This window comes from Paenarthrobacter sp. 10N417 (genome assembly GCF_056394745.1).
This window is the reverse complement of sequence record NZ_JBFTIL010000005.1, coordinates 246854-264198: the sequence shown is the minus strand read 5'-3', so window position 1 is coordinate 264198 and position 17345 is coordinate 246854. Positions and strand designations below refer to the sequence as shown.

Sequence of the window (17345 nt, the reverse complement as noted above, 5' to 3'; positions counted from 1 at the left end):
GCTGCCTTTACTTCGCCGTTTTCTTATCTTTCGGCGAAGAATCAGTCTATTTTGTGCAGGGCTTGGTTACGCAGCGGAGTCATCCGCTGCGTAACCAACGCTGCAATTGTCTAGCCCTTGAGACCGCCGGACAGCAGGCCTCGGACGAAGTACCGCTGCAGGCCGAAGAACACCAGAAGCGGAATGATGATCGAGACGAAGGCCGCAGCCGGGTTCAAGTAGTCTCTGGCACCGCGCGTACCGGAAATCTCGGCCAGACGCTGGGTGATAGGTGCTACGTCGGCCGTTCCACCGGAGAACACCAGCGCAACCAGGAGGTCGTTCCAGACCCACAGGAACTGGAAGATCGCCAGCGAAGCAAGCGCCGGAACGGAAAGCGGCAGGATGATGCGCCAGAAAATAGTGCTGTGTCCCGCACCATCCACCCTTGCCGCCTCGATAACTTCACCAGGGATCTCGGAGATGAAGTTGTGGAGGAGGAATATACCCAGGGGAAGCCCGAACATCGTGTGCGCGATCCACAGCTGCGCGTACGAACCCGCCGGCAAATGCAGGGTTTGCGTAAAGAGTTGCAGGAGCGGAATCAGTGCCATCTGGAGCGGAATGATCTGCAGGGCGAACACGAAAATGAAGAGTGCGTCGCGGCCCTTGAACTTGCCCCACGCGAACACGTAGGCGGCCATCGATGCCAGCACCAGTACAAAGATGGTGACCGGGATGACGATCGCTACGGAGTTGGCGAAGTACTGGGACAGGTTGGCAGATTGCGAGCCCGCCGGGGTAAGGACGTCCACATAGTTCTTGACAGTGAAGTCCCAGTCCAGGAAGGCATTCCACCAACCGTTTGAGCGGGGACCCACCTGCTTCGGGGCAGGACGGAACGAGGTAACAAAGAGTCCAAACGTCGGGACGGACCACACGACGGCGATGATGATCGCTGCCGTTGTTGCCCACTTGGACGTGAGCTTGGTCTTGACCCTGCGCATCATCGGCTGGGCGTCCTCCGTGGGGTCCGATCCAGGACGCTGCCGGGTGGCGGCCTTGGACGCCTCTTTCGGGGCTGGCGTGGCTGTCAATGGATCTCCCTTTGCTTGCGAAGGACTCGAGCGTTGTACACGACGATGGGCAGCACCATGAGGAACAGGATCAGGGCCAAAGCGGCACCTCGTCCTGGCTCACCGGCGCGGAAGGCTTGCGTGTACATTTCGTTGGCCACAACCGACGTGTCGTAGTTACCGGCCGTCATGGTTCGGACGATGTCGAAGACCTTCAGCGTGGCGATCGTGATAGTTGTCAGAACCACCACCAGCGCCCCACGGATGCCCGGGACCGTAACGTTGCGGAACTGCTGCCAGGCGTTGGCCCCATCCAAACGGGCTGCCTCGATGAGTTCCACCGGGACACCCTTGATGGCCGCGGAAAGAATCACCATGGCAAAGCCTGTTTGGATCCACACCATCACGATGATCAGGAAGATGGTGTTTTCCGGAGCGTCCAGGAGGAACTGCTTGGGGTTCATACCCATGGCGTCACGGATGAAGTTGATGACACCCGTCTGTTCAATACCGGGGCCGCGGTAGTCATAAACGAGCTTCCAGATGATGCCGGCTCCTACAAAGGAGATGGCCATCGGCATGAAGACCAAGGACTTCAGAACCCGCTCTCCGCGGGCCTTATCGATGAAGACGGCGTAGGCCAGCCCAAAGCTGGTCGACAACAGGGGAACCAGGATGGTCCAGATGATGGTGTTCCGCAGCGTGGTCAAAGCTTCAGGCTGCGTGAACATCCAAACAAAGTTATCGAACCCGTTGCCTTGGCCACTGGCATCCGTGAAGGCCAACATTGACGTCCGTACAGCGGGATACACAAGGCCCACCAGCATCAGGATTCCAGCAGGCGCCAGGAATCCGGCCACCGTTACCTTGTCCTTGACCGACTTTGGTGCCCTATCCACCACGAGCATGAGGATGCCGATAATTGCGGCAAAAATCGCCAGGGCGATCACTACTTGAAGGAGTTTTCCTCCGATAAATTCCATACCCAACCTCCGGGGCGTGAGTGAATCACTAAGTTCCGGGAAACACACTGCCTCCCCGGCTGGGCAAACCAGCCAAGGGAGGCAGTGCCTTCGGAGTTAGCCCTTGGGCCAGCTGGACTCGATGCTGTCAGTTACCTGCTGGGCAGAGCTGCCGTTGATCCAAGCAACGATGCCCTTCCAGAACGAGTTGGAACCCACGGCGCTCGGCATCAGGTCCGAGCCGTCAAAACGGAAGACCGTCTTGGGATCCTGGAGGAGCTTAATGGACTGCTTATCCAGGGCGGACTGTGCATTGTTCGGGTCAAGGCCCTTGTTTGCACTGATGGCCCCGCCGAGCTTCACGCGGTTGTTGGCGAAGTCCGCGCTTGCCATGAATGCCAGGTATGCCTGGACCTCAGGGGTGTCCTTGTAAGCAGCAACCGACTCGCCACCACCGGTGATGGCTGTGCCCTTGGATGCATCCACCGGAGGGGTCATGAATGCCCAGACGTCGCCATCCTCGGCCACGTTGGTACCGGCAGGCCAGTTGGCTGCCTGGAACGATGCCTGGTGGTGCATGGCGCACTGTCCGTCCAGAACGGGCTGACCGGCCTGGGCAAACGCGGTGCTCAGGATCGAGCGCGGGTCACCGAAGCCACCGTTGACGTAATTCGGGTTGAGGAGGATATCGCCAACCTTGTTGAAGGAGTTGACGATCTTGGGGTCATTGAACGGAATCTGGTGCGTGATCCACTTGTCATAGACTTCCGGGCCTTCGGCACGCAGGACAACGTCCTCGATCCAGTCGGTACCAGGCCAACCAGTGGCTTCGCCCGATTCAAATCCGGCGCACCATGGCTTCATGGTCTTGTCGTCTGCGATCTTCTTGGTCAGGTCCATCATTTCATCCCACGTCTTGGGGACTGTCCAGCCCTTGTCCTTGAAGGTCTTGGGCGAGTACCAGACGTATCCCTTGACGTTCGCAAGCATCGGGGCGGCGTAGAACGTGCCATCCACCGTGCCGTACTTCTTCCAGTCTGGGGACCAGTTCTTGTCCACAAGATCGGACACAGCCTTGGGAGCGGGCTTCAGGTAGCCGGCCTTTGCCTGGGTGGCCAGAAGACCGGGCTGCGGGAAGATCGCGACGTCAGGGGCCGTACCGGACTGGGCCCGGACGCCGATCTGGGTCTCGAACTCCTTGCTGCCCTCGTACTTGACCGTAATGCCGGTGCACTTTTCGAACTGTGCCCAGGATTCCTCGAGGTTTGTCGCTTCGACGTCGACAATAGTGGAGTACACCGAGACGGTCTTGCCGTCGTGCTTGCCGTAGGTGTCGTAGGCGGAACAGTCATTCGACGCCGTGCTTCCGCCGCCGCCGCTGTTTCCGCTACACGCGGACATGGTAAGTGCCAGAACGCCGGCCGCTGCGACCGGGAGCAGGTACTTGGATTTTTTCATGCTGAAGACTCCTCGCTGAGTACAAGAAAATCGTGGCGCGATTTGATGTGGTGGGCCTCACACTAGTCATGATCAAGGTGGGAATGCAAGCGCTTACACCTAACGTAACCACAACGATACAAAGTAACCTTTGCATCGTAACGGAGCGACCAGGCTGGGGCCGGAACCACTCGCCGTCGAAAGGAAGCTCCTGCCGCGCCGCGAGGAAGACATCGGCCGAGCAGGCACGTCATCAGATTTGGTTGCCCACTGTTGCCTATGCAACAGTGAGAAGTGTGGATGAACTTGAAGCACTCCAGACTATCGGCCGCCTGATCAAAGAAGAGCGCTTGGCCCAGGGGCTGAGCCAGGTGCAGTTGGCCAAGCAGGCTGGAACCGCCATCAAGACTGTCCGGACGCTGGAATCCGGTACGCGGCGCACCCAGGAAATCAATCAGCGCAAGCTTGAGCACGCCCTCGGCTGGCGCGCTGGCTCGGTGGCTGAAGTACTCAAAGGAAAATCCAGTTTCGCTCCGGACCAGATCACGCCGGACGACATGCGCAGCGGCGAGGATTCACGGCAGTCTTCGGGGCCCCGCGTAATGGTACCGGCAGCCCCTATCGCCCGCGCCTCGCATCTTTCAGACGAGGAGCTGCTCGCCGAACTGACCTACCGGATGATGCACCGCAACAGGGGCTAGCTGGTTGCTGACAGTTGCTGCCGGCGAACCATCTCGTTGATCCAAACAGGCGCGAACGGAGAGGTGCAGTTGGGCGGAGTTGGGTAATCCTTCAGCACCTCCAGTCGCTCTCCAATACTCAAAGCGCGGGCGCGATGCTCCGGGCGTTCGATGCCGATCTGGGCAAGACACGTGTTCATCGCCCACTGCAGGCGGTCAGGAGCTTCCTTCATCCCGGCTTCAATTGCGTCCAGCAGCCCGATGAGGTCAAGGCCTGCCGGATCCTTCACGACGCGCTCCGACGTCAGCGCCCAACCGGCACTCGCCACCACAGGATCCTTGTCCGCAAACCAGGCGATCCGCAGCCCTTCGGCGTACGGACTCTTCTTGACCACGTAGTTCACAAGCCAGTCGTGGACTTTGGGTGTGCGGGCCTCGCGCAGCATGGTGTCCAGCTCGTCGGATCGGAACGACTTGGGCCGGCAGATCAGCAGCGCCAGCAGCTTGGCCGCGGTGTCGTCCGTAGCCCAGAGGTCACGTGAAAGCTCTTGCTGTGTCTTCAAACGCTTCGCGATGGAGCGCAACTTACTGAGGTTCACACTGTGATCGTCACCGTGCTTCTCGTTCACCTCGCGCCATCTCGGGTCTTCCAGCGCGGCCAGCTCGGCCATCACGTCAGCCAGCGTCGTCCCAGTCGCGGCACTACCAGTCGCAGTTGTACCAGTCGCAGTTGTACCTGTCGCAGTTGTCGCGGCCACTGGAGCCTCCCGTCCATCGCGTGTAAAGCTCAGCCTACTAGGCGTGGGCGTGCTGGTCCCGGGCGCACTGGATCAGCCGCTTAACCACAGCGGGATGGCAGCTCATGGAGTGCAGTCCGCACGTTCCTTGATCTGCCATCCTCGCGCCATGTGGCGTAAAGTCTACTTCCCGCCCTTGAACAGGCCTGCGATCTTGGAGCCGAGACCCTTCACGTTTTCGGTAACATCTCCGGCGAATTCCTTGGACTTCTCCGCAACGTCACCAGCAAGTTCCTTGGCGTTTTCCCCGACGTCACCGGAGAAGAATTCCTTGACGTTTTCCGCTGCATCTCCGGCGAATTCCTTGACGTTTTCTGCTGCCGCGCCCGCGAACTCCTTGACATTTTCCGTGGCCTCGCCAGCAAATTCCTTCGCATTTTCAAGCGCCTCGCCAGCTACATCCTTGGCGTTGCCCGCGGCGCCCGCTGCTGCTTCTGATCCCGTGGTTTCTTCACTCATGGTGCTCTCCTTCGTGACGGTTTGAACGCCGATTGTTTTTGGGGCTTTGTCCCGCAAAGCAATCAATCGCATCAGGGAGTTTTTCCCCCTCTGCTTTCAAACTATGGGCATACGCAGCGGTTAAGCAACGCAAAACACCCTCAGCGAAATATTCGGCAAAATTAGCGGCTACAGTCAGCGAACCCGTTCAGCTTTTGTAAATTTTGCCCGGGCCCCGGAAGCCATATGGACCAATACGGGGGTCTTCTTGCCAATCACGAGGTCCAAGGCTTCGACCAGGCGCGAGATTTCGGCAGCTAAGAGGTGCGGTGCGACTCCCTGCCGGGGCTGGATGCGCAGCCTCAATCCGGGCTGGCCTTTGACCTCATACGTTGCCACAGACGCTCCCGCGAGGTCCGGCCGATCTGCCAGGGCTGCCCGAAGCGCCTGTTCTGCGACTCCGCCACCGATCTGGACCTCACCCTCCACATGGCTCTCGTCGTCGCTGGCCACCAGAAGGTTGGCCCTGCCTTTACCCTGTTGCGCCAGCCACGCGACCATCGCAATAATAATGGCCACCAAAACCACCCCGGCCACGATCCACAGCCAGCTTTCCTCCCGTCCGGGGAACCGGGTTTGCCGGAAAGCGTCCTCCGCACGAGCCCACATGTCCGCGGACCAGCCATGCCACCACGTTGCCACAGCAGGAACGGTGGCCAGTAGCAGAAGCAGTAGACCCACGGCCAGGAGTTTTACGCCAATGATGAAGAGAAGGACCCGGTTAAGGGCACGCGGTGTCCCGTTCACGCGCCCACCACCCCCGAAGTAGAGAGGTTCACCCGAACAGTGGGCATGGGAACGGGCGACATTTCATCGAGCTCGGCCTGCACTGCTTTAAGGACGGCTTCTTCACTGACCCTGCTTCCTGAGGTGGGTCGGACGTTGACCACCACTGATTGCCTGGACACAATCACCATGACCTGTTCCGGTGTCACGTTGGCGGCAGTCCGCGCGCGACGCGCAAGTGCCGAGGCCAGCACTTCGTCATCAACCACGACGGCGGTCCGTGGGTCCCTCAGCAAATGCCGGGCTCGCCTGCCGGGTAATACGGCTTGAAGGAGGAAGAACAGCCCGACCATCGCAACGACAGCACCACTTGCGCCGAGCAGAAGCGGCGGGATGCCGGCCGGAAGTGCGATGATACGCTCCGCTGCTGTACTTGGGTCAACAAGCCACGGCGGTTGCCCGATGGCCCGGAGGGCAGATTCCAGAAGTGCGAGAACACAGAGAATTATCACGAGCACTGCAGCGATGGTGGCTGCTCCTGCCCGGGACGAGTGCGTTTCCCTGCGCAGGATACGGCTCATGGCCGGGTCCTCGCCAGCGATGGGGCTGGCTCCGGAGTCGGTGCCAGAAGGTTCAAAGGCTGTTTCCTGGTCCTGCGTCAACGGACACGGCCTCCCTCTGAAACGTGGGCTCCACTGATCCTGATGTCCACCCGGCTTATGCGAAAACCGCTGAGCCGAGTGACACGCTCCAACACTGTTGCCTTTGCCGCCACGGCACGGTCCCAGATAGAGCCGCCGAAGCCCTGGACACGCTGCGGATTACGCAGCACCTCACCTAAAGCGGGGATGCTGATAGGTGCCACGATGGACAAAGCCAGCAGGCCGTCGTCGTCCGACCAATCGGCGCGGATGTCACCGGGTTCCACGCCGAGAGCCTCGGCGGCCGCAGCCTGTGCCAGCGATGTCAAAGCCTGGGTACTGATCCGGTTATGGCCGGCCAGGCTGGTGGTAGGTTCCACAGCCTCAGCCACGCTCATGACGAAGAGCGCCGGCCCGTAATGGCGTCCAGGACGCTGCGGAGATCGAGCTTGCCTTCAGCTGCACGGCCCAGAAGGGCGCCAATGCCCATAAAGAGCAGCGAGATAAGGAAGCCCCACAGCCCGAACTGGAAGGACATAAACGCCACGAAGGCGCCAATCGCGATTCCCACGACGGTCATGCTCATTGCAGTGCCTCCCTTTCGACCACGACGGTTTTGGGCTTGGGGGGCGGTGCCACGTACACATCGTTGATCTCGATGTTGACCTCGATAACCTGGAGCCCGACGAGTTCCTCAACAGCCCTGTAAACAGCAGCGCGAACCTGGTTGGCGACGCCGTGCAAGGGGTGCCCGTAGACAGCCACCAGGTTGATGTCCACGGCTACTTGGGTCTCCCCCACTTCGGCGCGAACGCCCGCGGCATGGTCCGAACTTCCCACTGCGTCACGGATGGCGCCAAGCGCGCGGGATGGACCTGAGCCCAGGGAGTAGACGCCTGGAACCGCGCGTGCAGCGATGCCGGCTACTTTTGCCACTGCCGCCTCGGAGATGATGGTGCGTCCGGTACCGAGGACCTCGCCCTCAGGCACAGGGTCGATCTGCAAGTTCTGGTCTGACATCGGGCACTCCCCTTCTCTTGAGTACCACCCTAGCGTCTAGCTCCGACGCTTTGTGAGAGGTGCCCGGAGTGAAGGGAACGCGCGCGGCGACTACTTGCAGTTCTTATCCATCCAGTCCTGGATCGGCTTCATAAGTTGCTCGAACTCGGGCTCCCCGTACTTGCGGAAATCCGTGCCGGCCGACTCCGTATACGCCCTCAGCTTCTCAAAGCTCGGCTTCAGTTCCTCGGGCACTTTGTCCTGCATCCGGGACAGTTCCTCCTTGGCCTTCTTGATATCTTCCGGGTCGCCGCCCACCACGGCCGCCAACGGCAGGATGGTCACGCTCAACATCGCGGCACTCACGGAGACGCATGCTTCAGACAAGGACGTGAATTCGCCGTAGACGCCGCCCGTGCCTGTAGTCGCGTCGGGGCTTGCACTGATCTCCGCGGTCGGCTCAGTGCTGGATGTTGGGGCGTTGCTGGCGCTTGGGGCGTTCGACGAGGCTATGGGCGTGGGCTGCGCAACCGGTAGCGGGAAGGAGCAGGCACTGAGCGCCAATGTTGCGCTGAGAAGACAACCGAGCAGCAGCGGGATCGTAATTCGCCGGCCGGCACCTTTCCTGTGATTTCTGCCAAGAAGCCTGGACGTGCTGAAGCGTATGGTTTCGATCATGGTGTCCCCCGTTGGATTGCCTGCGATGACGAACCGGCGAGGGCAAGACTACGCCCGGCTTGCCGCAGTGAACAGAGGTTGAGTTATCCACAGGCAGTTCACTTCGAGAGGGTCTCTGGAGCCCACCCCACCTAGACTGGCCGACACATCACCAAACAGCCGCTGGGGAGCCTGTCATGCCACGCCTTTCGTTCGCCTCTTTTACTGTTCTCACCGTCCGCATTGCGGCTGTCGCGTTCGGGGTTTCGTTGCTGCTCAGCGGTTGCCAGGGCGGCAGTTCACCGGGTAGCCCACCTTCAGAAACACGCTCGACGACGGCGTCCCCCACCTTGGGTGCCAGCAGCTCAGGCGCTCCTTCAAGTCCTTCTCCGAGCACCGCTCCATCGGGTGTGTATAAGCCCGCAGACGCGAAGGGCAAAGCGCAGAACGTTCCCGTGCCCGTCATGCCCGAGTTGGCGAAGGAGAACACGAAAGAGGGGCTGGAGGCGTTCATCAGGTATTGGTACGAACAATTGAACTACAGCTATGAGTCTGGTGAAACAGGTACGCTTCGATCGCTCAGTGCCCCTACTTGTACTTTGTGTTCCTCACTTCGCGACGGCATCGAGGATGGGTGGAATGAGGGCCGATGGGTGGCGGGGGCGGGCATCCGATCAGCAGCAGTCGAAATAGAATTCAATTCCGAAAGCTCTTCCCAAATAGCCATCATTCAAGTGATTCAAGCCCCTATCGAAATCAGAAATGCTGACGGATCTCTCTATCAAGATCCAGTGCCGGCAACCAACTCGGCTAGTCGCGCTGCCCTAGAGTTCGCAGATGAACGATGGGTCTTAACCGATCTCGGACTGATCCGCTGACCGCATGATGATGAAACTTTCTCTCCACACTGTGAACTTCATCCTTGCTGCGGTCATCCTTCTCGTGGTTCACAGTGGTAACGCGGTCGCGAAGGAGCCCAAGATTGACATCGGCTACGTGGACAATGGGCTGAATCTAACATCGACACAATGGAGCAGGGACCCTTTATCCGGCGTTCTGACTCCAAAGCTGGATGGTTCGTCCGCATCTGAAGATCCAAATCAGTACATGCCGGATGTTCACTGCCGTTCGGGAGGAACAGATACTCCGGACAGGGGATGCCTGGCGATGGAATGCCCTGCTAAAACACCCGGCGGTGAAGAAGGAACACCCGTGATCTGGAGGCAGGCACCAAAATCAATCGCAAACCCGCAGTGGACAGACTACCCGGGAGTCAGCGGACCCACGTGCCTGTACGCCGCCCAACCCGAGAACGTCCTGGCCAACATCGCCACCCGGATCCTGAACGACTTCCGCCAACTCCCCGTCAACCCCGGAACCCTCGAAGCCCAGCCCTTCCCCCACACCCTCAAGGGCGGCCCAACGAACTTCTACTCGACCAGCAGCGAACAAGCCTTCGACGTCACCATCCTCGGGCAAGCCGTGCATCTGACCGCATCCCCGGCAAGCTTCACCTACAACTTCGGCGACGGCACCACCCTCGGACCCACCCCGGTCGGCGGCTTCTCCATCCCCGAAGCCGACTGGCTCCTCAACGACACCCGCACCAGCCACAGCTACACAGCAACAGGCAACTACCCCGCCACTATCACCACCAGCTTCGCCGGAACTTACTCCGTCAACAACGGCCCACCACTGCCCATCAACGGAACCCTGGACCTCACCACACCACCCAAAACCATCCAAGTCTGGAAAACAGAAAAAGCCCTCGTCGCCGACACGTGCCAGGAAAACCCAAAATCCTGGGGCTGCCCCAACGCTGAAAAATAGCCGAGTGGGGGCAGGCACAAACCGTCGCAAGCACAAGCAGGGCAGGTTCCTCTGCCTAGGCCGGGGAACCTGCATGCAGCAATGGCAACGTCATTGGGCGCGGTGCGGCAAGAGGCTCACGCAGTCCGCCCAGGACTTGCCGGGCCAGAGCTACATCGTTGACGCAGATCCCATCGACTCCGAGTTCGATGGCCGCGCTGATTTCGTCACTTGTCACCAGGGTCCAAGGGAACACCTTGAGTCCGGCGCCATGAGCTTCGGCGACCAATCCGGCGTCGAGAATTCCAAAGGCGGGCGCCACGGCGGAAGCCCCGGTTGCCAAGGCAGTGATGACAAGTTCTTTAGGGTCGGAAGGATAGAGGCCTACCGACCGGAGGGGGCTCTCCCTGCTCAGCGCCACCAACGGAACTCCCGGCAACATTCCGGACATTGCCCGGATAATTTGGGGATCAAAGCTGCGGACGCGCACGGCCTGTTCGTCCTGATGGGCCTTCAGCACTTTGGACAATTCAGTCACTATTCCGTGGCCGTACCAGTCCCAGGCCCCGCCGTCAGTTTTGACCTCAATGTCCAGAACAACATCGGTGGCATTGGCGAAGCGCAACAGGGCAAGGGCCTCCGACAGCGACGGCGCACGTGTTTCAGGATCGACGTCGGTGGTAGTAGCTGGGTGCTTCTCAACCACGGCCTGAAGCATGGTCTCCAACCTGATGTCGGCGGTTCCGATGACGGCATCATGTCTCAATACCAGTTGCATGTCGGACGTGAGCCAAACATCGACTTCTATGGCATCCACGCCCAGGCTAAGTGCCTCGACGAAGCTCGCCAATGTATTCCCATGGCGTGTGGCCAGAACGCCTCGGTGGCCCTGAATCTCGATCATTCGTTCTTCCTATTCCGATTCGTCCACGAGGGAGACTTCAGTAACGGTGGTGAGTTGAGACAGTTGGGCCACGATGTCGGATGCCGCCATGGTGCCTTCGATTTCCAGCTCTATCTCAATGAGGTCAGCGGTGGCAGCCGTTTCTGTGCGTGTCATCAACCGATCCATCACGCCCTTGGGCTCGGCCGAACCCCGCGTCGTTGCGAAGCCCTGAACACGGAATCCTTGCTCAGTGCATGTTCGGAGCACATCCCTCAGCGCTCCCACACCATCCATGTACGTAACTTTCAACAACCACTGGCTCGGCAATCCAAAGCGGAGCTTCGCAGTCACCACTGGATAGACGTAGACGATGACGAAGTGGGCTGCGGTGACGAATACCGCGGGCAGCAAGAGGCCGGCCCCGGCGGAGGTCCCGACTGCAGCTGTAACCCAGATGGAGGCTGCCGTGGTCAATCCGCGGACTTGATTACGCCGCACGAACACGAGCCCCGCCCCTATGAAGCCAATGCCGGAGACCACTTGAGCCGCCAGCCTGGAGGGATCCAGCCGAACCAGGTCCACCATCAATACGTCGCTGAAGCCGTATTTGCTCACGACCATAAACAGCGCGGCGCCCAACCCAACCATGGCATGTGTTCTCATGCCCGCAGACTTGTTCTTGCTCTGGCGTTCAAACCCTATGGCTGTGGACAGGACAAGTGCTGCGGCCAAGGCCAGACACATCTGCCACCATTGCGTATCCGCGCTGAAGATCACGTAGTGCTCCGATTCGGTTATCACCCCCTTCTTCCGTCCCACATGGAAGGTCCAGTCCGATACGGATGTTCCATGCAAAGACAGCTCAAGGTAGAAACGACGCGAGCCGGTCCTCTGCTAATTCTTCAGGTCCCAGAACGTTCCAGTCAACGCTCTTGCACATTCGTGCAAACCTCACATCCAGCTTTGTTAGGACGTACTAGCATGGTATTTGAATGCGCCGTTGAAGCCTGTAAGACCAGATCACACGGCAAAAAGATCCCATTTTCCGCCGCCGCGAATGGGCTCTTGTGATCGGCCATCTTTATGTGTAGGTTGACCATGACCTGAAGTTAGGTTGTCAGGTCAAACGTGAAACAAATGCTTTTTTGCAAGTGCTAAGTCGCCCGGACAGCGATGACGAGGGGGTCAACGTGAGGGTTTTCCATGGGCAGATTAGACACAAGTGATGCGCAAACCAGCAGGGCACCGGTCCACAGACCGCCAATAAGCACCCCGAAGAACCGACGGTGGAATCGGAGAACACGCAGGGACGCATGGGTTTTTGCCGCTTTCGCGGCACCCAATGTCCTGCTCATCGTCCTCTTTACCTACCGTCCGCTCGTCACTAACTTCTACTATTCCACCCTGGACTGGACGCTCGGGGCAGCCACCGCAACGTCAGTGGGGCTGGGTAACTATGTGGAATTCTTTACCTCCCCTGACGCTTCAAGCGTGCTGGGCGTAACAGCCATATTTACGATCACCACCGTTGGCGGTGCGATGATCCTGGGCCTGCTGGTGGCGTTGGCTCTTAACCAGAGACTGAAGGGCACAACGTTTGCCCGTGCCGTGGTTTTCGCGCCCTACGTCCTTTCCGGCGTGGGGGTCGGCTTGGTGTGGTTGTTTATTTTCGATCCGACGTATGGCGTCCTTTCATGGATTCTCCGCACAGTTGGCCAGGCGAGTCCCCAGTGGGTCAACGATCCGAAGCTCGCGCTCCTCATGGTCATCATCGTGTACGTATGGAAGAACCTCGGCTATTGCGCCGTGGTGTATCTGGCAGGTCTGCAGTCCATTCCGACTCAGCTCTTGGAGGCTGCCGCGTTGGATGGCGCCAGTAGCCTGCGGCGCTTCACGTCGGTGGTGCTTCCCCTTCTTTCCCCCACCACCTTCTTCCTCTTGATCACTTCACTGCTGAGCTCCCTGCAGGCGTTCGACATCATCCGCATCATGACTCCATCCGGCAACGGAACCAGCACCCTGATCTTTGACTCCTACCTTCAGGCATTCGGCTCCTACAACCGGGCCGGCTACTCCGCGGCCATCTCCGTTGTGCTCTTCGCCGGATTGCTCGTCATGACAGCTGTGCAGTTGCGCTTCGTGGAGCGAAAGGTTCACTACTCATGAGCACCAACTCCCTTGAAGCCACACCACACCGTGACCGTCCGTTCTCCTGGCAAAACCTTGGCAAGACGATTGCCGGGGGCTACGTCCCCCTCCTGTTGGCAACTCTGGTGGTCTTCGTGCCGCTCCTATGGATGATGTTGTCTTCCCTCAAAGCGCCTGGCGAAATCGTGACCACAAACCTGACTCTGCTGCCGAAGACGCCAAACCTTCAGAACTACGCTGACGCAGCATCTACAGTTCCGTTCGCGCGATTCTTCCTCAACAGCGTGATCGTCACAGTCATCGGATCCACCATCAAGTGCGTACTTGCCGTCTTTACGGCCTACGCACTCGTGTTTGTCCGTTTTCCCTTTAAAAAGGTCATCTTCCTGTTGATTCTGGTTGCGCTGATGGTTCCGCCACAGGTTTCCGTGCTTCCCAATTACGTTTTGATCGCAGGCATGGGAGGGCTCAACACGTATTGGGGAATTATCCTTCCAGGCTTGGGAACCGCGTTTGGGACCTTCCTCCTCAGGCAGCATTTCCTCACACTGCCGCCGGCGATCCTGGAATCCGCGGAAATTGACGGTGCGGGCCACTGGCGCAAGCTCTGGAAGATCGTTGTCCCGGTGTCCGTGCCCAGCATCGCGACCGTGGCCTTGGTGACCATCGTTTCTGAATGGAACGAGTACATCTGGCCGCTGATCGTCACGGACCATCCAGACATGATGACCCTTCCTGTCGGCCTGACGCAGCTGGTCAACAGCGATGGCAGCACCCAGAACTGGGGCATGCTCATGGCCGGCGCGGTGATCGTCCTTCTACCGATCTTGCTCATCTTTGCCGCTCTGCAGCGGTACATCGTCTCCGGGCTCACGCAGGGCTCGGTTACCGGCTAAAACTCCACCTTTCGGGGATGCTCAAGCACCTCGATCACTAGAAAGGCACTTCCCCTATGTCAAAATCACTTTCCAGGAAGCATTTCCTCGGCTTGGCTGGAGCCTCAATCACCGCCGTCGCGATTGCAGCCTGCGGCGGTCCCTCCACCGATACCGGGGGCACAGCAGCAAAGACGCTCTCCCCGGAGGATTGGTCCAAGATCAAACCTGCTCCAAGCATCAGTTTCATGTCCAGCCATCCCGGTAAGTCCCGGGAAACGGAACAGAAGCTGATAGAGGCCTTCCAAGCCGCCAATCCGGATATCAAAGTGAACCTCATCACCGGAGGCTCAAACTATGAGGAAGTTGCGCAAAAGTTCCAGACTTCCCAGGCCGGGAGCGAAGTGCCGGACGTGGTTGTCGCATCGGACGTTTGGTGGTTCCGATATGCCGTCTCGGGTGCCATCCTCCCCATCGATGACCTCCTCAAAGCAGTCAAGGCGAGCTCCTCCGACTACAAGTCCGGTTTGATCGCCGACTACAAACATTCTGATCAGCTGTGGGCGGTCCCTTACGCCCGCTCAACCCCGCTGTTCTATTTCAATAAGGACCACTTCAAGGCCGCCGGAGTTCCCGAGCAGGCGCCAAAAACCTGGGAAGAGTTTGCCGAGTGGGCACCCAGGATTAAGTCGGCAAATGCTTCTGCTGCCGGATATCAGAACGCCTACCAGTACCCGGCGATTGCAGGTTACGCCGGCTGGACCCTTCAAAACGTTCTCTGGGGCCAAGGCGGCGGCTGGTCCAAGGAGTGGGAGATTACGGCAAATTCAAACGAATCTGTGGCCGCGATGCAGTGGGTGCAGGACTCGATTGTGAAGAATGGCTGGGCCGGAGTCTCCTCCAAGAATGCCATTACCGACCTTCAAGCCGGTGCCATCAGCGCCACGATCAGCTCGTCGGCCGACCTCGCCGCCACCCTTAAGGCGGCGAAGGAAGCCAACATGAGGATCGGCGTCGGGTTCTTGCCGGGTGGCTCTGCCGCGGCCTCACAGGTTTGTCCCACGGGCGGTTCCGGCCTGGTAATCGCCAGCAAAACGTCGCCTGAACGGCAGCTTGCAGCGGCCAAGTTCATCACGTTCATGACGAATGCGCAGAGCACGTCTACTTTGTCTGCTGCAACCGGATACCTACCCGTAGCCGAGGCGGCAGATATCTCGGCGATTGTTGCCCAGACACCGGAGTTCCAAACCGTCGTAGACCAGCTCAAAGTGACACGCACGCAGGACTTTGCCCGAACCTTCCTCCCGGGCGGAGACCAGGAGCTGGCCAAGGCAGCCACCAGGATCATGAATGAAAAGGCCGATGTGCAGGCAACGCTGACCGAGTTGAGGGGAACACTGGAAGGCATTTACAACAAGGATGTGAAGCCGAAGCTGAAAGCCTAGCCATGGGGCGAAGCGTAGGCGCACATGGGGGCCTACGCTTCGCACCCTAACCCAGAACCGCGGACACGTTAAAGAAGAAAAGCACCAGTTCCGAAGAACTGATGCTTCCCAGTGGTGGCTCCGACCGGCGTCGATCCGGTGACCTTTCGATTTTCAGTCGAACGCTCTACCAACTGAGCTACAGAGCCTAGGTGACAAGTCACCTTGAGAACCGAAATTACTTCCGGTGCTCAGAGCGACCCTGACGGGACTTGAACCCGCGACCTCCGCCGTGACAGGGCGGCGCGCTAACCAACTGCGCTACAGGGCCTTGCGTTTGCAGTATCTCTACCGCGTTTTTTTCAAGGCTTCTAGCTTACCAGACATTTTTCATCCGATTTACCACTTGCCTTGCGTACCCCCAACGGGATTCGAACCCGTGCCGCCGCCGTGAAAGGGCGGTGTCCTAGGCCGCTAGACGATGGGGGCCTGAACTCAATTCGGATTATGCGAGGAAAAACAACACTTTATGCGTTCTTTTCGGTTCTCACCCGTCCGAACTGGACTCTAAAACTTTAGAGCATAGATGGCGATATTCCCAAATCGAGGTCTGCACGACTCCCCAATAGTGACTACGGGACTTGCTCAAGGAGGTCGCCGACCTGGCAATCGAGCAAACATTGGCAGTTTCTTGCCGTGACGCGTCCGAAAACCGCCAGCCCGGCCGGCCTCCCCGGCGCTAGATTGGCTCTATGACAACCACCACCCCGGCCGAACCCGGCCAGCCGTCCCCGGGGATGCAACCGCGCAACACCCCCGCGCCCGCAGCTCCCATCAGCAAACTTGGCATCGCCGCCGTTGTCGTCACCGTAGTCCTATGGGCTTCGGCATTCGTCGGCATCCGCGCTGTGGGCCCGAGCTTCTCCCCCGGTTCCTTGACGCTCGGACGGTTGGCGGTTGCCGCCGTCGTTCTTGGAATCGTTGTGCTGCCTACGCTGAAAGTCTGGCCGCGTGGCAAGGAATGGTTGCCCATTGTGGCGTACGGGGTGATGTGGTTCGGCGGTTACAACGTGGCGTTGAACGCTGCGGAGCACATGCTCGACGCCGGTACCAGCGCCATGCTGATCAACGTCTCGCCGATCCTCATCGCAGTCCTCGCCGGAGTGGTCCTCAAGGAAGGCTTCCCGCGGTGGCTTCTGATTGGCAGTGCCGTTGCGTTCGGTGGCGTGGCGATGATCGCCTTGGGTTCCGGACAGCGTTCGACGGCGGATGTCGCCGGGGTTTTGTTGTGCTTGCTTGCCGCCGTGCTCGCCTCTGTCAGCGCGATCCTCCAGAAGCCGGTGTTGCGGAAGTTTACGGCAGGGCAAGCCACGTGGTTCGGCATCATGGTGGGCGCTGTCTGCTGCCTCCCATGGACAGGGCAATTGATTGCGGAAGTCCAGTCAGCGCCGCTGCCGGCCACACTCGGCTTGGTCTATCTGGGCATCTTCCCCACAGCCATCGCCTTCACAACGTGGGCGTACGCACTGTCCTTGATCTCGGCCGGGAAACTGGCCGCGACGACGTACCTGGTCCCCGGCACCACCATCCTCATCTCCTGGGCAGTACTTCAGGAAGTCCCAACCATCTGGGGACTGATCGGCGGCGTGGTGTGCTTGATCGGCGTGGCCCTGACCAGGCGTACGCCTAGGGCTGTTGGGGCGACAAGGACCGTGCGGGCGTCAAGGGTTGCCCGGCGTACAGCAAAGTGA

21 protein-coding genes and 3 tRNA genes are annotated in these 17345 nt (G+C 59.5%); 7 read left to right on the top strand and 17 right to left on the bottom strand.

The features are described from left to right. Positions 1-110: 110 nt before the first annotated feature. The 3 genes from AC1DCM_RS08785 to AC1DCM_RS08775 all read right to left on the bottom strand — a co-directional run bounded on the left by AC1DCM_RS08785 (position 111) and on the right by AC1DCM_RS08775 (position 3475). Positions 111-1076, bottom strand: a complete 966-nt coding sequence (locus AC1DCM_RS08785; protein ID WP_442019189.1) for a carbohydrate ABC transporter permease — start codon at positions 1074-1076, stop codon at positions 111-113. Further along, entirely contained in the window at positions 1073-2038 is a 966-nt protein-coding gene (locus AC1DCM_RS08780) for a carbohydrate ABC transporter permease (protein WP_477517988.1), read from the bottom strand. Before AC1DCM_RS08780 ends, AC1DCM_RS08785 begins: the two co-directional genes overlap by 4 nt. A gap of 96 nt (positions 2039-2134) precedes the next feature. Next, on the bottom strand, positions 2135-3475 hold the full coding sequence (locus AC1DCM_RS08775; RefSeq protein WP_442019191.1) for an ABC transporter substrate-binding protein: 1341 nt from the start codon (positions 3473-3475) through the stop codon (positions 2135-2137). A 275-nt stretch (positions 3476-3750) separates the two neighbouring features. On the opposite strand from AC1DCM_RS08775, the gene AC1DCM_RS08770 reads away from it, so the two are divergent. Further along, complete coding sequence (locus AC1DCM_RS08770) at positions 3751-4155, top strand: helix-turn-helix domain-containing protein (protein WP_442019192.1); 405 nt, start codon at positions 3751-3753, stop codon at positions 4153-4155. Here the strand turns inward: AC1DCM_RS08770 and AC1DCM_RS08765 are convergent. From AC1DCM_RS08765 to AC1DCM_RS08725, 9 genes are all read right to left on the bottom strand, one after another. Next, a complete protein-coding gene (locus tag AC1DCM_RS08765; protein WP_442019198.1) occupies positions 4152-4805 on the bottom strand; it encodes a DNA alkylation repair protein in 654 nt (217 codons plus the stop codon). The two genes, AC1DCM_RS08770 and AC1DCM_RS08765, sit on opposite strands and share 4 nt — an antisense overlap. Positions 4806-5054: 249 nt before the next feature. Continuing rightward, positions 5055-5390 (bottom strand): hypothetical protein, encoded by a 336-nt coding sequence (locus AC1DCM_RS08760; RefSeq protein ID WP_442002787.1) that lies wholly within the window; start codon positions 5388-5390, stop codon positions 5055-5057. 174 nt (positions 5391-5564) lie between these two features. Beyond that, positions 5565-6176 carry a hypothetical protein gene (locus tag AC1DCM_RS08755; protein ID WP_442019193.1) on the bottom strand — a complete coding sequence of 204 codons (612 nt, stop codon included), beginning with the start codon at positions 6174-6176 and terminating at the stop codon, positions 5565-5567. Next, entirely contained in the window at positions 6173-6817 is a 645-nt protein-coding gene (locus tag AC1DCM_RS08750; protein ID WP_442019194.1) for a DUF6286 domain-containing protein, read from the bottom strand. Before AC1DCM_RS08750 ends, AC1DCM_RS08755 begins: the two co-directional genes overlap by 4 nt. Then, positions 6814-7194 carry a hypothetical protein gene (locus tag AC1DCM_RS08745; RefSeq protein WP_442019195.1) on the bottom strand — a complete coding sequence of 127 codons (381 nt, stop codon included), beginning with the start codon at positions 7192-7194 and terminating at the stop codon, positions 6814-6816. The genes AC1DCM_RS08750 and AC1DCM_RS08745 overlap by 4 nt, the downstream gene beginning before the upstream one ends. Further along, positions 7191-7382 carry a hypothetical protein gene (locus AC1DCM_RS08740; protein ID WP_216922303.1) on the bottom strand — a complete coding sequence of 64 codons (192 nt, stop codon included), beginning with the start codon at positions 7380-7382 and terminating at the stop codon, positions 7191-7193. Before AC1DCM_RS08740 ends, AC1DCM_RS08745 begins: the two co-directional genes overlap by 4 nt. Continuing rightward, positions 7379-7816 carry an Asp23/Gls24 family envelope stress response protein gene (locus AC1DCM_RS08735; RefSeq protein ID WP_442002791.1) on the bottom strand — a complete coding sequence of 146 codons (438 nt, stop codon included), beginning with the start codon at positions 7814-7816 and terminating at the stop codon, positions 7379-7381. Before AC1DCM_RS08735 ends, AC1DCM_RS08740 begins: the two co-directional genes overlap by 4 nt. Positions 7817-7906: 90 nt before the next feature. Beyond that, entirely contained in the window at positions 7907-8473 is a 567-nt protein-coding gene (locus AC1DCM_RS08730) for a hypothetical protein (protein WP_477517987.1), read from the bottom strand. Between the two features lie 148 nt (positions 8474-8621). Beyond that, positions 8622-8966 carry a hypothetical protein gene (locus AC1DCM_RS08725; protein ID WP_442019200.1) on the bottom strand — a complete coding sequence of 115 codons (345 nt, stop codon included), beginning with the start codon at positions 8964-8966 and terminating at the stop codon, positions 8622-8624. Between AC1DCM_RS08725 and AC1DCM_RS08720 the strand changes: the two genes are divergently transcribed. Both AC1DCM_RS08720 and AC1DCM_RS08715 read left to right on the top strand, forming a co-directional pair. Beyond that, a complete protein-coding gene (locus tag AC1DCM_RS08720; RefSeq protein WP_442019199.1) occupies positions 8917-9330 on the top strand; it encodes a DUF6318 family protein in 414 nt (137 codons plus the stop codon). The genes AC1DCM_RS08725 and AC1DCM_RS08720 overlap by 50 nt on opposite strands. 334 nt (positions 9331-9664) lie before the next feature. Continuing rightward, positions 9665-10282, top strand: coding sequence for a hypothetical protein (locus AC1DCM_RS08715; protein ID WP_477517986.1), 618 nt, complete (start codon positions 9665-9667; stop codon positions 10280-10282). 55 nt (positions 10283-10337) lie between these two features. Here the strand turns inward: AC1DCM_RS08715 and AC1DCM_RS08710 are convergent, their stop codons facing one another. Continuing rightward, complete coding sequence (locus tag AC1DCM_RS08710; RefSeq protein ID WP_477517985.1) at positions 10338-11165, bottom strand: glycerophosphodiester phosphodiesterase; 828 nt, start codon at positions 11163-11165, stop codon at positions 10338-10340. Positions 11166-11174: 9 nt separating this feature from the next. After that, on the bottom strand, positions 11175-11948 hold the full coding sequence (locus tag AC1DCM_RS08705) for an MgtC/SapB family protein (RefSeq protein ID WP_477517984.1): 774 nt from the start codon (positions 11946-11948) through the stop codon (positions 11175-11177). A gap of 402 nt (positions 11949-12350) precedes the next feature. On the opposite strand from AC1DCM_RS08705, the gene AC1DCM_RS08700 reads away from it, so the two are divergent. Genes AC1DCM_RS08700 through AC1DCM_RS08690 form a run of 3 tightly spaced genes read left to right on the top strand, consistent with a single transcriptional unit; the run spans position 12351 to position 15615 of the window. Then, on the top strand, positions 12351-13313 hold the full coding sequence (locus AC1DCM_RS08700) for a carbohydrate ABC transporter permease (RefSeq protein ID WP_442002796.1): 963 nt from the start codon (positions 12351-12353) through the stop codon (positions 13311-13313). Next, positions 13310-14191, top strand: coding sequence for a carbohydrate ABC transporter permease (locus tag AC1DCM_RS08695; RefSeq protein ID WP_477517983.1), 882 nt, complete (start codon positions 13310-13312; stop codon positions 14189-14191). The genes AC1DCM_RS08700 and AC1DCM_RS08695 overlap by 4 nt, the downstream gene beginning before the upstream one ends. 56 nt (positions 14192-14247) lie before the next feature. Then, positions 14248-15615, top strand: a complete 1368-nt coding sequence (locus AC1DCM_RS08690) for an ABC transporter substrate-binding protein (protein WP_477517982.1) — start codon at positions 14248-14250, stop codon at positions 15613-15615. Between the two features lie 112 nt (positions 15616-15727). On the opposite strand, the gene AC1DCM_RS08685 is transcribed toward AC1DCM_RS08690, so the two are convergent. From AC1DCM_RS08685 to AC1DCM_RS08675, 3 genes are all read right to left on the bottom strand, one after another. Beyond that, a tRNA-Phe gene (locus AC1DCM_RS08685) sits at positions 15728-15803 on the bottom strand. A 48-nt stretch (positions 15804-15851) separates the two neighbouring features. After that, a tRNA-Asp gene (locus tag AC1DCM_RS08680) sits at positions 15852-15925 on the bottom strand. An 85-nt stretch (positions 15926-16010) separates the two neighbouring features. Continuing rightward, positions 16011-16083 (bottom strand) — tRNA-Glu (locus AC1DCM_RS08675). A gap of 263 nt (positions 16084-16346) precedes the next feature. Here AC1DCM_RS08675 and AC1DCM_RS08670 point away from each other — a divergent pair. Continuing rightward, on the top strand, positions 16347-17345 hold the full coding sequence (locus AC1DCM_RS08670) for a DMT family transporter (protein ID WP_477517981.1): 999 nt from the start codon (positions 16347-16349) through the stop codon (positions 17343-17345).

What these genes read in the sequence shown, in the direction of transcription:
- AC1DCM_RS08780 (WP_477517988.1), bottom strand. Translation starts at nt 2,038, where the DNA reads ATGGAATTTATCGGAGGAAAACTCCTTCAAGTAGTGATCGCCCTGGCG.
- AC1DCM_RS08775 (WP_442019191.1), bottom strand. Translation starts at nt 3,475, where the DNA reads ATGAAAAAATCCAAGTACCTGCTCCCGGTCGCAGCGGCCGGCGTTCTG.
- AC1DCM_RS08765 (WP_442019198.1), bottom strand. Translation starts at nt 4,805, where the DNA reads ATGGCCGAGCTGGCCGCGCTGGAAGACCCGAGATGGCGCGAGGTGAAC.
- AC1DCM_RS08760 (WP_442002787.1), bottom strand. Translation starts at nt 5,390, where the DNA reads ATGAGTGAAGAAACCACGGGATCAGAAGCAGCAGCGGGCGCCGCGGGC.
- AC1DCM_RS08745 (WP_442019195.1), bottom strand. Translation starts at nt 7,194, where the DNA reads ATGAGCGTGGCTGAGGCTGTGGAACCTACCACCAGCCTGGCCGGCCAT.
- AC1DCM_RS08740 (WP_216922303.1), bottom strand. Translation starts at nt 7,382, where the DNA reads ATGAGCATGACCGTCGTGGGAATCGCGATTGGCGCCTTCGTGGCGTTT.
- AC1DCM_RS08735 (WP_442002791.1), bottom strand. Translation starts at nt 7,816, where the DNA reads ATGTCAGACCAGAACTTGCAGATCGACCCTGTGCCTGAGGGCGAGGTC.
- AC1DCM_RS08730 (WP_477517987.1), bottom strand. Translation starts at nt 8,473, where the DNA reads ATGATCGAAACCATACGCTTCAGCACGTCCAGGCTTCTTGGCAGAAAT.
- AC1DCM_RS08720 (WP_442019199.1), top strand. Translation starts at nt 8,917, where the DNA reads ATGCCCGAGTTGGCGAAGGAGAACACGAAAGAGGGGCTGGAGGCGTTC.
- AC1DCM_RS08725 (WP_442019200.1), bottom strand. Translation starts at nt 8,966, where the DNA reads ATGAACGCCTCCAGCCCCTCTTTCGTGTTCTCCTTCGCCAACTCGGGC.
- AC1DCM_RS08710 (WP_477517985.1), bottom strand. Translation starts at nt 11,165, where the DNA reads ATGATCGAGATTCAGGGCCACCGAGGCGTTCTGGCCACACGCCATGGG.
- AC1DCM_RS08700 (WP_442002796.1), top strand. Translation starts at nt 12,351, where the DNA reads ATGGGCAGATTAGACACAAGTGATGCGCAAACCAGCAGGGCACCGGTC.
- AC1DCM_RS08695 (WP_477517983.1), top strand. Translation starts at nt 13,310, where the DNA reads ATGAGCACCAACTCCCTTGAAGCCACACCACACCGTGACCGTCCGTTC.
- AC1DCM_RS08690 (WP_477517982.1), top strand. Translation starts at nt 14,248, where the DNA reads ATGTCAAAATCACTTTCCAGGAAGCATTTCCTCGGCTTGGCTGGAGCC.
- AC1DCM_RS08670 (WP_477517981.1), top strand. Translation starts at nt 16,347, where the DNA reads ATGACAACCACCACCCCGGCCGAACCCGGCCAGCCGTCCCCGGGGATG.